The organism is Mycobacterium sp. URHB0044, assembly GCF_000620625.1.
Classification (GTDB): domain Bacteria; phylum Actinomycetota; class Actinomycetes; order Mycobacteriales; family Mycobacteriaceae; genus Mycobacterium.
Genome location: NZ_JIAW01000011.1, coordinates 143,351 through 157,617, shown reverse-complemented (window position 1 = coordinate 157,617; position 14,267 = coordinate 143,351). Strand labels below are relative to the sequence as shown.

At 68.4% G+C, this 14,267-nt stretch carries 10 protein-coding genes; 3 read left to right on the top strand and 7 right to left on the bottom strand.

Going from position 1 to position 14,267, the window contains the following annotated elements; all coding sequences use genetic code 11:
- The first annotated feature begins 6 nt into the window (after nucleotides 1-6).
- From cydD to N536_RS0122085, 3 genes are read left to right on the top strand one after another with little or no spacing between them, the layout of a single operon-like run.
- The gene (gene cydD / locus N536_RS0122095; RefSeq protein ID WP_029115608.1) at nucleotides 7-1,608 is read left to right on the top strand and encodes a thiol reductant ABC exporter subunit CydD; all 1,602 of its coding nucleotides are present in this window, start codon (nucleotides 7-9) and stop codon (nucleotides 1,606-1,608) included.
- Nucleotides 1,601-3,118, top strand: coding sequence for an ATP-binding cassette domain-containing protein (locus tag N536_RS0122090; RefSeq protein WP_029115607.1), 1,518 nt, complete (start codon nucleotides 1,601-1,603; stop codon nucleotides 3,116-3,118). The genes cydD and N536_RS0122090 overlap by 8 nt, the downstream gene beginning before the upstream one ends.
- A complete protein-coding gene (locus N536_RS0122085) occupies nucleotides 3,115-3,570 on the top strand; it encodes a DUF4190 domain-containing protein (RefSeq protein WP_029115606.1) in 456 nt (151 codons plus the stop codon). Before N536_RS0122090 ends, N536_RS0122085 begins: the two co-directional genes overlap by 4 nt.
- Here N536_RS0122085 and N536_RS0122080 read toward each other — a convergent pair.
- The 7 genes from N536_RS0122080 to N536_RS0122050 all read right to left on the bottom strand — a co-directional run bounded on the left by N536_RS0122080 (nucleotide 3,567) and on the right by N536_RS0122050 (nucleotide 14,253).
- Nucleotides 3,567-4,973 (bottom strand): bifunctional lysylphosphatidylglycerol flippase/synthetase MprF, encoded by a 1,407-nt coding sequence (locus tag N536_RS0122080; RefSeq protein ID WP_029115605.1) that lies wholly within the window; start codon nucleotides 4,971-4,973, stop codon nucleotides 3,567-3,569. The two genes, N536_RS0122085 and N536_RS0122080, sit on opposite strands and share 4 nt — an antisense overlap.
- Nucleotides 4,974-4,991: 18 nt before the next feature.
- Nucleotides 4,992-5,861 (bottom strand): acyl-CoA thioesterase II, encoded by an 870-nt coding sequence (locus tag N536_RS0122075; protein WP_029115604.1) that lies wholly within the window; start codon nucleotides 5,859-5,861, stop codon nucleotides 4,992-4,994.
- A 9-nt stretch (nucleotides 5,862-5,870) separates the two neighbouring features.
- Nucleotides 5,871-7,289: a pyruvate kinase gene (gene pyk / locus N536_RS0122070; protein WP_029115603.1), complete on the bottom strand. Its 1,419-nt coding sequence runs from the start codon at nucleotides 7,287-7,289 to the stop codon at nucleotides 5,871-5,873.
- A 27-nt stretch (nucleotides 7,290-7,316) separates the two neighbouring features.
- Complete coding sequence (locus N536_RS0122065; protein WP_029115602.1) at nucleotides 7,317-8,819, bottom strand: glutamate synthase subunit beta; 1,503 nt, start codon at nucleotides 8,817-8,819, stop codon at nucleotides 7,317-7,319.
- Nucleotides 8,812-13,368 carry a glutamate synthase large subunit gene (gene gltB, locus N536_RS0122060; RefSeq protein WP_029115601.1) on the bottom strand — a complete coding sequence of 1,519 codons (4,557 nt, stop codon included), beginning with the start codon at nucleotides 13,366-13,368 and terminating at the stop codon, nucleotides 8,812-8,814. Before gltB ends, N536_RS0122065 begins: the two co-directional genes overlap by 8 nt.
- Before the next feature lie 80 nt (nucleotides 13,369-13,448).
- Nucleotides 13,449-13,853 carry a DUF2752 domain-containing protein gene (locus N536_RS0122055; protein WP_029115600.1) on the bottom strand — a complete coding sequence of 135 codons (405 nt, stop codon included), beginning with the start codon at nucleotides 13,851-13,853 and terminating at the stop codon, nucleotides 13,449-13,451.
- Complete coding sequence (locus N536_RS0122050; RefSeq protein ID WP_029115599.1) at nucleotides 13,843-14,253, bottom strand: TM2 domain-containing protein; 411 nt, start codon at nucleotides 14,251-14,253, stop codon at nucleotides 13,843-13,845. Before N536_RS0122050 ends, N536_RS0122055 begins: the two co-directional genes overlap by 11 nt.
- Nucleotides 14,254-14,267 lie beyond the last annotated feature (14 nt).

The following is a 14,267-nucleotide window of genomic DNA, read 5'->3' as shown; positions in this document are numbered from 1 at the left end:
GCTGCGATGCGGCGCCATCTGGCCGCGTCGGTGGGCTGCGGCGTCGTGATCGCCGCCAGCGCGATCGCCTCCGCCGTGCTGTTGGCGCACGTGATCGCGGGCATCATCACCGAACCCGGATCGCGCACGGTGTCGCACTGGTCGGGCCCGCTGTGGATCCTCTTGGCGCTGTGGATGCTTCGTGCAGTCGCGCAGTGGTTGCAGGCCCGGCTGAGCCAACGCGGCGCAACGGCGGTGATCGCCGAGGTCAACGAGCGGGTGCTGACGACCGTCGCGGGCCTGCCGCCGCGACTGCTGGCGGCCCACCGTGATCAAGCCGCTGTCCTGATCACCCGTGGTCTCGACGGACTGCGGCCCTACTTCACCCGCTATCTGCCCTCGGTGATCCTGGCCGGGGTCCTCACGCCTGCCGCACTGCTCGTGATCGCCTGCTACGACGTGCGTTCCGCGGTGATCGTGACGATCGCGCTGCCACTGGTGCCGGCCTTCATGGTGCTCATCGGCCTGGTCACCGCCGAACGGTCGGCAGCGTCGCTGGCCGCCATGACCACACTGCAGTCCCGGTTGCTCGATCTCATTGCAGGCATCCCGACGCTGCGCGCCCTCGGTAGAGCCGAAGGGCCCGCGCACCGGATCGCCGAACTCGCTGCGGCGCATCGCCGTTCCACGATGGCCACGCTTCGCATCACGTTCCTGTCGGCGCTGGTCCTCGAACTGCTCGCGACCCTCGGCGTCGCGCTCGTCGCCGTGAGCGTCGGACTCCGATTGGTGTTCGGCGAAGTGGCGCTGTCCACGGCACTGACGGCACTGCTCCTGGCCCCCGAGGTGTTCTGGCCGCTGCGCCGGATGGGGATGGAGTTCCACGCCGCGCAGGACGGGAAGACGGCCGCGGAGAAGGCATTCGGCCTGCTCGACGCCGTCTCCGTCCCGAACGCCGGAACACGGTCGATCGCTGCCGCGGGTGCGGCGATCCGTCTCGAGGACGTCACTGTCGTCGGCCGGGACGGCGCGGCGCCGCACCGACTGACGGCGGACGTCGACGCCGGCGCGGTGACGGTCCTGACTGGGCCGAACGGTGCGGGCAAGAGCACCGTGCTGCAAACGATCCTCGGGTTGACCCCGCCAACGTCGGGGCGGGTGCTGGTCGCCGGAGTGGACGTCACCGAGCTGGACCCAAACGAGTGGTGGACGCAGGTGGCGTGGCTGACCCAACGTCCGGCCCTCTTGCCCGGCACGCTGCGCGAGAACCTGGAACTCTTCGGACCCCTGAATGACCTCGAAGGGGCTTGCCGGACGGCGGGTTTCGACGAGGTGTTGGCCACCCTGCCCGACGGGTTGGACACCGTCATCGGCCGTGGCGGCGAAGGCCTTTCGCTCGGCCAGCGTCAGCGACTCGGCCTGGCCCGGGTCTTCGGCTCCGCGGCGCCCGTCCTGTTGCTCGACGAGCCGACGTCGCACCTCGACGCCGATCTGGAGGCTCGCGTGCTGCGTGCCGTCGCCGAACGGGCACGTGCCGGAGCGACCGTGGTGGTCGTCGGCCACCGCGAGCCGGTGACCGCCATCGCGGACCGCGTCGTGCACGTCGGGGGTGAGCTCCTCGTTGCGTGATCGAGAATCGTTCGTCGCCGCGCTCGGCCTGCTCCGGCCGCGCTGGTCCCGGCTGGCCCTCGCCGTCACGCTCGGAGTACTCGCCCTCGGCAGCGCACTGGCGCTCGCCGGGGTCTCGGCGTGGCTGATCACGCGGGCGTGGCAGATGCCGCCGGTGCTCGACCTGACCGTTGCGGTGGTGGCCGTTCGGGCACTGGGCATCTCGCGCGGCGTGCTCGGCTATTGCGAGCGGCTGGCGTCGCACGACACCGCACTGCGCGCCGCCGGGACCGCACGCGCCCAGCTGTACCGCAGGCTGGTCGACGCTCCGGCCGAGACGGCGATGCGCCTGCACAGTGGAGATCTGGTGGCCCGCGTCGGTTCGTCGGTCGACGAGCTCGCCGACGTACTCGTCCGCGCCGTTCTGCCGATCGCAGTCGCTGCGGTGCTGTCGCTCGTCTCCGTCGCGGTCATCGCGGTGATCTCACCCTCGGCCGCCGCCGTGCTCGCCATCTCCCTGGTATGTGCGGGCGTCGTCGCGCCATGGTTGGCCGCCCGCGCGGCGACCGCAACCGAAGACGCTGCCGTCGAGCATCATTCGCGTCGCGACGCCGCGGTGATGCTGGCGTTGGAGCATGCACCGGAGCTGCGGGTGGGCGGTCGTCTCGACGACGTGATCAGCGAATCCACCCGGCAACAGCACGTCTGGGGTGCGGCGGCCGACCGGGCTGCCGCACCCGCCGCGCTCGCCGCCGCGGTGCCGACCCTGGCGCTCGGTGCCAGCGCCCTCGGTGCGCTGCTGGTCGGAATCTCGTTGGCGCCGTTGGTCGCTCCGACCACGTTGGCCATCCTGTTGCTGCTGCCCCTGTCCGCGTTCGAGTCGACTGCGGCACTGCCCGCCGCGGCCACCCAACTGACCCGCGCCCGCATCGCCGTACGGCGTCTGGTGGCGCTCACCGAACCCGACCCGTCACGGCGCACCCGGCCGGCTCTCGCGGTACCGGACGTCCAGCCCGGCAACCGCCTCGCCGTCGTCGGCCCCAGCGGCTGCGGCAAGACCACGCTCCTGATGGCCATGGCCGCCAAAACCGGGACGGCGGGATTCTTCGCCGAGGACGCGCACCTGTTCGACACCACCGTCCGGGACAACCTGTTGGTCGCCCGCGGCGACGCACAAGACGCCGAACTGACCGCGGCACTGGCGCGCGTGGGACTGCAGGGGTGGTTGGAGGGACTGCCAGACGGGCTTTCCACGATTCTGACCGGCGGCGGCGCCGCGGTGTCGGCCGGGCAACGCCGTCGACTGCTGCTAGCGCGGGCCCTCATCTCGCCCTTCCCGATCGTGCTGCTCGACGAGCCGACCGAACACCTCGACGCCGCGGACGGCGGACGAATTCTCACCGAGTTGCTCACCTCGGAACTGCTGTTCCCGGCCGACCGTGCCGTCGTCGTGGCGACGCATCATCTGTCCGAGGACGTTTCGTGTCCCGTGCTGTCGATGGGTTCGGGCGGGTACCCTCGGCAGGCATGACCGGATATCCGGGCGGGTATCCCCCACCGCCGCACCAGCCGTACTACCCCGGCTATCAGCCGGTGCCGACCGGGCCGAAGAACGGGCTCGGGATCGGCGCACTCGTCGTCGCCCTCATCGGCCTGGTGTTCTGCTGGACGGTGGTCGGCGGCATCGTGCTCGGCGTGGTCGCGGTGATCCTCGGGATCGTCGGGCGCGGACGGGCGAAGCGCGGCGAGGCAACCAACGGAGGCGTTGCCATCGCGGGAACGCTGCTCGGCGTTCTCGCCGTCATCCTCGGAATCGTCTTCATCCCCATCTGGATCGGGGTCTTCTCCGAAGTCGGCGGTACCGACTACCTCGACTGCGTGAGCAGCGCGGGTTCGGACCCGAAAGCCGTTGAGGGGTGCGCCGACAAGCTTCGCGAACGCATGGAGAGTCAGTTCAGCGTCACCAGCACGCCGAGGCCCTAGCCGCTCAGGTGCCGACGGCGCGGCATGAACTCCAGTGACAGCAACACGATCAGCAACGGCAGCACCTGGGTCAGGGACAGCAGCACGTAGCGCCGATCACTCAAGGCGTGGAACTTGCGCAGGTACCGGTACAGCGACTCCAGCGCGATGAGTGCGTCACCGAGATGGATCACGGCGTAGAAGAAGCTCTGCATGCGACCGCGGTTGTGGTCGTCGAAGATCTCCGGGAACGCGGCGAATGCCAGCGAAACACGAACGGCGCCTTGCTGTTTGGCGGCGTTGATCATCTCGACCGTCAACCGCTCGTCGATGCCGTTGGGCGCGCCGCGGCGGCGCCACGGAACGTCAAGGGTGACCTCGGTGCCCCGCCCGGCGGTCGCGTAGCGGTGGAAGCCCTGCACGCGTCCGTGCTCGTCGCGGGCGACGATCAGCTGGATGCCCGGATAGCGGCCCTCGAGCGCACCGTCCAGGATCATCGAGAAGCCGCGCTCCGTGCGAGCCCCCTTGGGCGAGGCCATCAGCACCTCGGTCAACTCCGCGAGCAGGTCGTCGTCGACGTCCTGCTCGGCCACGATCTCGGTGGTCATCCCGGCATTCCTGGTGCGCTGCACCGCTTGACGCAGATTGCGGAACCGACGGCCGACCATGTCGAAACCGGTCACGTCGATCACCACGTCACGTCCGATCGGAACCGGCCGCAGCGACTGCCCGATCGCCGCGACGTCCGACCACAGATCCAACCGGCGCTGGCTGCAGCCGAGGACCACGATGCGCCAGCCCCAGGCATGACAGGTCGTGACGAAATCATGGACCAGTTCCGGGAACTGGGATTCGTCGCCGATGGGGTCGCCGCTCACCACCGCGTAGCCGAACCGGGTGCGGTAGGCGATCGCCGCGCCACCGTCCTGGCTGAAGTGATGGCACTTCAACGACTGCATGGCGAACGGCGCAACGGGGTCGCCGGTCGTCGCGTCGACCAAGGCCCAAACTTTGGTCAGGTCAGCGGGATTGGGCCTGGCGGCGGTGGGCCACATCAGCGCCACGCCCGCCGCGATCATGAACGCGTTGCCCAAAGCGTCGACGAACACCACCCGCGCCGCGAACCCGGCGATCAAGAACGCCATCGCCATCCATGCGTGCGCCGCCGTCACCGGTCTGCCGAGGAAGATGCCGCGCGCGATGAAGGCCACCGCGACGAAGATCGTCAACGCCCATCCGAGCCGGCTCGCGGTGTGCCAGTCGGCATGCCGGTTGGGGTCGCGGATCGACATCAGGATCAGCCAGCAGAACAGGCTGAGCACCGCGAGGGCGCTGATCCAGCGGGCGGCCGGTGAGTGCACATGGACCACGACCCGCTCCCGGGCCCGCAACCTCGGTGCGGTGTGCACGAAGGACTCGTTCACCGACTCAACGATACGCCGCTACGAGCCAGATCCAGGGAAGTGCTTGACGATTCCCTCCTGCACGACAGTGGCCAACACGCGCCCGGATTCGTCGAAGAAGTGTCCCGTCCCGAGGCCCCTCGATTCGGCCGCCACGGGCGACGACGTCGCGTACAGCACCCAGTCGTCGAAGTGGATGGTCCGGTGAAACCACACCGAGTGGTTCATCGTGACCGCGAAGATGCGGTCGAATCCCCACGACAGCCCGTGGGTGGTGATGATCGAGTCCAGCACCGTGGTGTCCGACGAGTACACCAGCGCCGCGGTGTGCAGCACCGGGTCGTCGGGCATTGGGCCGTCGGCCGTGAGCCACACCCGGTTGTGCTCGAGGCGCTCCCCCTTGTCGCGCATCACCCAGGCCGGGTCGTTGGTGTAGCGCCACTGGATTGGGCGCAGCGCGTCGACGAAGTGCGGCACCGTCTTCTCGTAGCCCACCAGCAGGTCGTCGATCGTCGGGAGATCGTGCGGAGCGGGAACACTCGGTGCGTCGACGTCGTGCTCGAGACCACGTCCACCCGACAGGTGGGACACCAACGCCGAGCCCAACAGCACGCCGTCCTGCACGACGTCGACGCGCCGGTTGGCGAAGCGGCGCTCGTCGCGCAGCCGCACGACGTGGAACTCCAGATCCTTCGCCGGATCGCCGCCGGCGATGAAGTGCATCGACAACGCGCTGGGCGGAAGGACGTGGCGCAGCGTCCGACTCGCCGCGACGAACGCCTGCGCCATCATCTGGCCGCCGAACGTCCGGACGGGATTCTTGCTGGGGTGCGCGCCGGTGAAGGCGTCGTCGTCCACCCGGTGAAGGTCGAGTACCGCCAGCAGCTCCTTCAAGTCGCCGACAGACACGCAGCCTCCCTAGTGGTCGTCCTCCCCGATCCGGTGCACGTGAATCAGGTTGGTCGAGCCTACTGTGCCCGGAGGGGCGCCAGCGACGATGACCACCAGGTCGCCGCGCTTGTATCGGCCCAGCGCCAGCAGTGACTCGTCGACCTGACGGATCATCCCGTCGGTGGTCTCCATGTGCGGCACGATGAACGTCTCGGTGCCCCAGGTCAGCGCCAGCTGGCTGCGCACCTCGGGCAGCGGGGTGAACGCCAGCAACGGCAACGGCGTGTGCAGCCGGGCCAGCCGCTTGACGGTGTCACCGGACTGCGTGAACGCCACCAACGCCTTGGCGTCCAGGCGTTCGCCGATGTCGCGGGCCGCGTAGGAGATGACGCCGCGCTTGGTGCGCGGTACGTGGGTCAGGGGCGGCGCGGCGGTGGAGTTCTCCTCCACGGCGGTGACGATGCGTGCCATCGTCCTGACCGCCTCCAGCGGGAACTTGCCCACCGACGTCTCGCCGGACAGCATCACCGCGTCCGCGCCGTCCAACACGGCATTGGCCACGTCGGACGCCTCGGCACGCGTGGGCCGGGAGTTCTCGATCATCGACTCCAGCATCTGGGTCGCGACGATGACGGGCTTGGCGTTCTCCCTTGCCATCTGGATGGCCCGCTTCTGAACCAGCGGCACCTCCTCGAGCGGCAGTTCGACGCCGAGGTCGCCGCGCGCCACCATGATGGCGTCGAACGCCAGCACGATGGCCTCGAGGTTGTCGATGGCCTCCGGCTTTTCGAGCTTGGCGATGACGGGCACCCGCCGACCGACACGGTCCATGATGTCGTGGACCAACTCGATGTCAGATGGTGACCGCACGAACGACAGGGCGACCAGATCAACGCCGAGGCGCAGCGCGAACTCGAGGTCCTCAATGTCCTTCTCGGAAAGGGCGGGGGCCGAGACGTTCATGCCGGGCAGGGACATGCCCTTGTTGTTGCTGACCTTGCCGCCCTCGGTGACCGAGCAGACGACGTCGTTGCCGTCGATGTGCTCGACGACCAACCCGATGTTGCCGTCGTCGACGAGGACCCGGTCGCCGGGCGTGGCGTCCTGCGCCAGCCGCTTATAAGTGGTCGACACGCGGTCGTGCGTGCCCTCGAAGTCGTCGATGGTGATCCGCACCGTCTCGCCCGCCGCCCAGACGGTCGGGCCATCGACGAAGCGGCCGAGCCGGATCTTCGGCCCTTGAAGGTCGGCCATGATGCCGACGGCGCGGCCGGTGGTGTCCGACGCCGCACGGACGAGCTTGTAGTTCGATTCGTGGTCGGTGTAGTCACCATGGCTGAAGTTAAGTCTTGCGACGTCCATTCCGGCCTCGACCAGTGCCTTCACCGTCTCATCGGTGGAAGTGGCTGGGCCAAGGGTACAGACGATCTTTCCGCGTCTACTCACGGAAACTCAGCATAGTCGTTAATCGATTCAGATGACGGCCAGAGGCAGCGCGCCAGGCTTGACCGGCTCGGGAAGGTCCGAGTCACCCATCAGGTAGGCGTCGACCGCATGGGCGGCGCTGCGCCCCTCCGCGATGGCCCACACGATCAGCGATGCACCGCGGTGCGCATCGCCGCAGACGAACACCCCTGGCGCGTCGGTCTGCCAGTCCGAGCCGCAGGTCAGAGCCCCACGCCCGTTGAGTTTCAGCCCGAGGCCGTCGAGCAGCGCCATGTGCTCGACGCCCTCGAAGCCGATCGCGAGCAGCGCCAATTCGCAGGGAATCTCGATCGTGTCGCCGACCGGCGTGATGCGCCGACAGCCCTCGGCGTCACGCTCCACCCTGACCTCGGCGATCTCCATTGCCCGAAGGTTTCCCTGCTCGTCACCGGTGAATCGCTGCACGGCCACCTCGTAGCGGCGTGCGCCACCCTCGGCGTGGGCGGGCGAGGTGCGCACCACCAGCGGCCACGTCGGCCATGGCGACCGCGATTCGTCGCGCTGCTCGGGAGGCTCCGGGTTGTAGTCGAGCTGCGTCACCGACTTCGCGCCCTGCCGGTGCGCCGTGCCGAGGCAGTCGGCGCCGGTGTCGCCACCGCCGATGATGACCACGTGCTTGCCCTTCGCCGAGATCGACGATGCGCCGTCGCCCTCGCACTCCTTGTTGGCGGGCACGAGATGTTCCATCGCCAGGTGCACGCCCGCCAGCTCACGCCCCTCGACCTGGTTGTCGCGGGCGCGCAGCGCCCCAACCGCCAGCACGACGGCCGCGTGCTGGGCACGGAGCGCTTCGATGGACAAGTCGACGCCGACCTCGCAGTCCGTCACGAACCGGGTGCCCTCGGCGCGCATCTGGCTCAGCCGCTGGTTCAGCACGGACTTCTCGAGCTTGTACTCGGGAATGCCGTAGCGCATCAACCCGCCGATGCGATCGTCGCGCTCGTAGACCGTGACGTCGTGGCCGGCTCGGGTGAGCTGTTGGGCGGCCGCCAGTCCTGCGGGCCCGGAGCCCACTACGGCGACGCTCTTGCCGGTTGAGATGGCGGCCGGCTGGGGCTCGACGCGGCCGTCCAGCCAGGCATGGTCGGCGATGGTGTTCTCGATGCGCTTGATGGTGACGGCGCCACCGGTGTCTTCCTCGGCGATCGACAGCACGCAGGCCGCCTCGCACGGTGCGGGGCACAGCCGCCCGGTGAACTCGGGGAAGTTGTTGGTGGCGTGCAGCCGGTCGCTCGCGGCATCCCAGCGGCCGCGCCGGACCAGGTCGTTCCACTCGGGGATCAGGTTTCCGAGCGGACAGCCCGCACTTCCGGAGTGGCAGAACGGGATACCGCAATCCATGCACCGGCGCGCCTGCTGCGAGACCTCGCCGGCCCGCTCGTGCGGATCCTGCTGTTCGTAGACTTCGCGCCAATCGCCGACCCGTTCGTCGACGGGACGCTTGGGCGCCTCCACCTTGGGCACCTTCAAGAAACCGGTGGGGTCAGCCACGGCTCGCCTCCATGATCGCGGTGTCCACGTCGCGGCCCTCGGCCTTCGCCATCCGGGTGGCCTGCACGACGCGTTGATAGTCGGTGGGCATGATCTTGGTGAATTGAGCGCTGCGCCTTGGCCAGTCGGACAGCAGCGACTTCGCCAACGTGCTGCGGGTGAGGTTGGAGTGCCGTACGACGACGTCGTGCAGCCACGCCAGATCCTCCGGATCGAGCCGCTGCAACTCCACCATCGCGGGGTTGACCATGGCCGGATCCAGACCGAGCACGAACGCGATGCCGCCCGACATGCCTGCCGCCATGTTGCGGCCCGTCTTGCCGAGCACCACCACGCGCCCACCGGTCATGTACTCGCAGGCGTGGTCGCCGACACCCTCCACGACGGCCAGCGCGCCGGAGTTGCGGGCGCAGAACCGCTCCCCCACCCGTCCGCGTAGGAACACCTCGCCGGAGGTGGCACCGAACAGCAGGGTGTTGCCGGCGATGACGTTGTCCTCGGGCAGGAACAGCACGTCGTCATCGGGGCGCACGATCACCCGACCGCCCGAAAGTCCCTTGCCGACATAATCATTGGCGTCACCGATGAGTTCCAGCGTGACACCCGGCGGAAGGAACGCGCCGATCGACTGCCCCGCCGACCCGGTCAGGGTGACGTGAATCGTGTCGTCCGGCAGGCCCTGTGCGCCGTAGCGGCGGGTGACCTCTGAGCCGAGCAGCGTGCCGACGGTGCGGTTGACGTTGCGCACCGGCAATTCCAGCCGCACCGGGTGGGCGTCCTCGAGGGCTCCCTCGGCCAGCGCAATGATGGTCTGGTCCAGTGCGTGCTCGAGGGCGTGATCCTGGTCGCGCAGCCTGCGCCGCTGGGTGAGCTGCGCTCCGTGCGCATCCGTTGGCATCGTGAAGATGGGCGTGAGGTCCAGCCCGCGGCTCTTCCAGTGCGCGATGCCCGGCGCGGTGTCGAGCAGGTCGAGGTGCCCGACCGCCTCGTCCAGGCTACGGAAGCCCAACTCCGCCAGATACTTCCGGACGTCTTCGGCGATGAACCGGAAGAAGTTCTCGACGAACTCCGGCTTGCCGTTGAACCTGGCACGCAGCTCGGGGTTCTGGGTCGCCACACCGACCGGGCAGGTGTCGAGGTGACACACCCGCATCATGATGCAGCCGGCCACCACCAGCGGCGCCGTCGCGAAGCCGTACTCCTCGGCGCCGAGCAACGCCGCCACGATCACGTCACGTGCCGTGCGCATACCGCCGTCGCACTGCACGGTGATCCGATCCCGAAGGCCGTTGAGCACCAACGTCTGTTGGGTGTCCGCGAGGCCGATCTCCCACGGCGCGCCCGCGTGCTTGAGGCTCGTCAGCGGCGCAGCACCGGTGCCGCCGTCGTAGCCCGAGATCAGCACCACGTCGGCGTGCGCCTTCGAGACGCCCGCCGCGACGGTCCCCACCCCGACGGAGCTGACCAGCTTGACGTGCACGCGCGCCTGCGAGTTGGCGTTCTTCAGGTCGTGGATCAGTTGCGCCAGATCCTCGATCGAATAGATGTCGTGATGCGGCGGCGGCGAGATCAACCCGACGCCCGGCGTGGAGTGCCTGGTCTTCGCGATGTTCGGATACACCTTGTAGCCGGGCAGCTGACCGCCCTCACCCGGCTTGGCGCCCTGCGCCATCTTGATCTGGATGTCGGTGGCATTGACCAGATAATCACTGGTGACGCCGAACCGGCCCGACGCGACCTGCTTGACGGCGCTGCGTCGGCGCGGGTCGTAGAGCCGGTCGACGTCTTCGCCGCCCTCCCCACTGTTCGAGCGGCCGCCGATCTTGTTCATCGCGATGGCCATGGTCTCGTGCGCTTCGGCGGAGATGGAGCCGTAACTCATTGCGCCGGTGTTGAACCGGGTGAAGATCGACTCGACCGGTTCGACCTCCTCCAGCGGCACGGGTGGTCGGACGCCGGTCTTGAGCTCGAACAGCCCGCGCAAGGCGCCGCCCTCGCGGTTCAGCCGGTTGACCTCGTCGGAGTACTGCTGGAACACCTCGTAGCGACCGGTACGGGTCGCATGTTGCAGCAGGAACACCACTTCCGGCGAGAAGAGGTGCAGTTCACCCTCACGCCGGAAGGCGTACTCACCACCCACCTCCAGCCTGCGGTGCACGCGTTCCGTCGGGTTCTCCGGATAGGCCCGCCGGTGGCGCAGTTTGACCTCCTCGGCGATCACGTCGAGGCCGACGCCGCCGAGTTGGGTTGGGGTGCCTGCGAAGTACTCGTCGACGACGTCGCGGTCGAGCCCGATGGCCTCGAAGGCCTGGGCGCCGGTGTAGGACGCGACGGTCGAGATGCCCATCTTGCTCATGACCTTCATGACGCCCTTGCCGAGCGCCTTGAGGTAGTTGCGCACCGCTGCCGACGCCTCGATGCCGGTCAGCTCGCCCTCACGAACGAGGTCCTCGATGGACTCGAAGGCCAGATAGGGGTTGACCGCCGCGGCCCCGAAGCCGATCAGCATCGCGATGTGGTGCACCTCGCGCGCGTCACCGCTCTCCACGACCAGCCCGACCGTCGTGCGTTCCTTGGTGCGGACCAGGTGGTGATGCACCGCGGAAACCGCGAGCAGCGACGGGATCGGCGCCTTCGTGTGGTCGGAGTCGCGGTCCGAGATGACCAGCGTCCTGGCGCCCTTCGCGATCGCCTCGCACGCACGAATGCGCAAATCCTCGAGCGCGTCGGCCAGTCCCTCGCCGCCGCGTTCGACGTCGTAGAGCGCACGCAGCACGGCGGTCTTGAGCCCGGACTGCTCGCCGTCGTCGTTGATGTGGACGATCTTGTTCAGTTCGTCGTTGTCGAGCACGGGCCACGCCAGCATGATCTGACGGCAGGACGCGGCCGACGGTTCGAGCAGGTTGTGCTCGGGTCCCATCACCCGCGCCATCGACGTGACCACTTCTTCGCGGATCGCGTCGAGCGGCGGGTTGGTCACCTGGGCGAACAGCTCGACGAAGTAGTCGTAGAGCAGCCGCGAGCGCTGCGAGAGCACAGCCGTCGGGGTGTCGGTTCCCATGGAGCCCAAGGGCTCCGCGCCCGACGCGGCCATCGGGGTGAGCAGGATGCGCAGCTCCTCCTCCGTGTAGCCGAAGGAGATCTGCCTGCGCACCACCGAATCGTGGTTGGGCGCAACGCGCACCCGGTCGGGCAACGTCTTCAGATCGAGCAGTCCCGAGTGCAGCCATTCGTCGTAGGGTTCGGCGTTGGCCAGCTCGTCCTTGATCTCGTCGTCGGACACGATCCGGCCCGCAGCGGTGTCGATGAGGAACATCTTGCCGGGCTCCAGCCGGCCCTTCGCCACGATCTCGGCGGAGGGCACGTCGAGCACGCCGCTCTCACTGGCGAGGATGATCCGGTCGTCGATGGTGCGCCACCAGCGGCCGGGCCGTAACCCGTTGCGGTCCAACACCGCACCGACGACCGTGCCGTCGGTGAAGGTGACGCACGCCGGCCCGTCCCACGGCTCCATGAGGGAGGCGTGGAACTGCCAGAACGCACGCCGCACCGGGTCCATCGTGGTGTTGTTCTCCCAGGCCTCCGGGATCATCATGAGCACTGCATGCGGGAGGCTGCGGCCGCCGAGGTGCAGCAGTTCGAGCACCTGGTCGAAGGACGCGGAGTCGGACGATCCCGGCGTGCAGACCGGCGAGAGCCGGCTGAGATCGCCGGGGATGCGGGTGCTGGCCAGCATCGCCTCGCGGGCGTGCATCCGGTTGCGGTTGCCGCGCACGGTGTTGATCTCGCCGTTGTGGGCGACGAAGCGGAACGGGTGCGCCAGCGGCCACGACGGGAACGTGTTCGTCGAGAAGCGGCTGTGCACGATGGCGATGGCGCTCTTGCACCGTTCGTCACGCAGATCCGGGAAGAACCGCGGCAGTTGCAACGTCGTCAGCATGCCCTTGTAGGCCATGGTCCTGCTGGAGAGCGAAGGGAAGTACAGCTCGCCCATCTCGGCGCGCTTGCGCAGCGGGTACACCCGGCGGTCGAGGTCGATGCCGGCGGGCCGGTGGCCGTTGTGTTCTGGTGCGGCGACGAACAATTGGGTCATGTGCGGCATACAACCGAGCGCGGTCATCCCGACTTCGGCACCGTCGGGATCGACGGGAACCTCGCGCCAGCCGAGCACCTCGAGGCCTTCTTCGGCGGCGATCGTCTCGATGTTCGAACGGGCGGCGGCGCGTGCGACGGGATCGCTTGGCAGGAAACACGTTCCGGCCGCGAAGGTGTTCTCACCGTCCGGCGTCGGTTGAGGTAGCTCGAAGTCGACGACTTCGCGGAGCAGTTCGACGGGCAGCTGCAGCAGGATGCCGGCGCCGTCGCCGCTGTTGGGTTCGGCACCGGCGGCGCCGCGATGTTCGAGGTGTTCGAGTGCCGTCAGTCCGTCGCTGACGATGGCGTGCGAACGGCGGCCCTGGATGTCGGCGACCATGGCGACACCGCACGAGTCCGACTCACGCTCGGGGTCGTAGAGCCCCTGCGCATCTGGCAATGCCGAGAACAGCATTGGTGTACCTCCGCAGTCCGGAAACGATTTTCCGGGACTACACCGGCCCGATTGTCGATTGTATCAGCGGGGTTGCTGGCTCACCCCTCGATGAAGGTCGGCACCAGCGGGAAGCCCGGCCAGTTCCGCACCACCGTCCACGCGATCGCGGCGACGAAGATCGTCACCATCGCAGGTACCGGCATCAGACGTTCACCGCGTCTCCAGCGCACCAGCAGCCAGACCACCAACAGCGGCATGCCGACGAGCAGGAACACGTTGTCGACCACCGCGGCACCGACGTCGCCGTGCAGCAGGTCGTGCGTCATCCGCAGGCCGCCACAGGCCGGGCAGTTCAATCCGGTCAACATCCTGAAGGGGCACCCGGGAAAGAGGAACCCGGGCCGGTGCGGATCGCCGAGGCCGACATAGGCTAGCCCGCCGACCAGCACTGCACCCGTCGCGAGTGCGCCGTACAGCCGTACTGGGGCGTAGCTAGGTTCCATCGCGGAGGGGACGGCCGTGCGGGTCCCGCACCTTGTCGCCGAGGATCAAGACGGCGTCGATGATGCCCCAGATGATCGCGCCCACCCCGCAGGTGAACAGCCCCACCAACAGCTGGGCGATGCCCAGTCCGGTGTAGCCGAGGTAGATACGTCCGATGCCCACCAGACCGAACAATCCGATCAGCTGGAGCAGGCCTGCGACGACCTTGGACTTCTCCGACAGCGGTTCGCCCGTCTGCGGATGCCGACCGTAGGGCGCCGAGGGGTCGTAGTACGCGCCCGGTGGTGGTGGCGGCGGGTACTGGGGCTGATAACCCGGCGGTGGTTGAGGCGGCGGAGGGGCAGCCGACGTCCAGTCTTCCCTGCCCCCGAACTGCGGTTCCGTCATGCCGTTCAGCATGCCAGAACCACCAG

Bases quoted from the DNA above. Each gene is read 5' to 3' on its own strand.
- cydD (WP_029115608.1), top strand. From the start codon at position 7: ATGCGGCGCCATCTGGCCGCGTCGGTGGGCTGCGGCGTCGTGATCGCC.
- N536_RS0122085 (WP_029115606.1), top strand. From the start codon at position 3,115: ATGACCGGATATCCGGGCGGGTATCCCCCACCGCCGCACCAGCCGTAC.
- gltB (WP_029115601.1), bottom strand. From the start codon at position 13,368: ATGCTGTTCTCGGCATTGCCAGATGCGCAGGGGCTCTACGACCCCGAG.
- N536_RS0122055 (WP_029115600.1), bottom strand. From the start codon at position 13,853: ATGGAACCTAGCTACGCCCCAGTACGGCTGTACGGCGCACTCGCGACG.
- N536_RS0122050 (WP_029115599.1), bottom strand. From the start codon at position 14,253: ATGCTGAACGGCATGACGGAACCGCAGTTCGGGGGCAGGGAAGACTGG.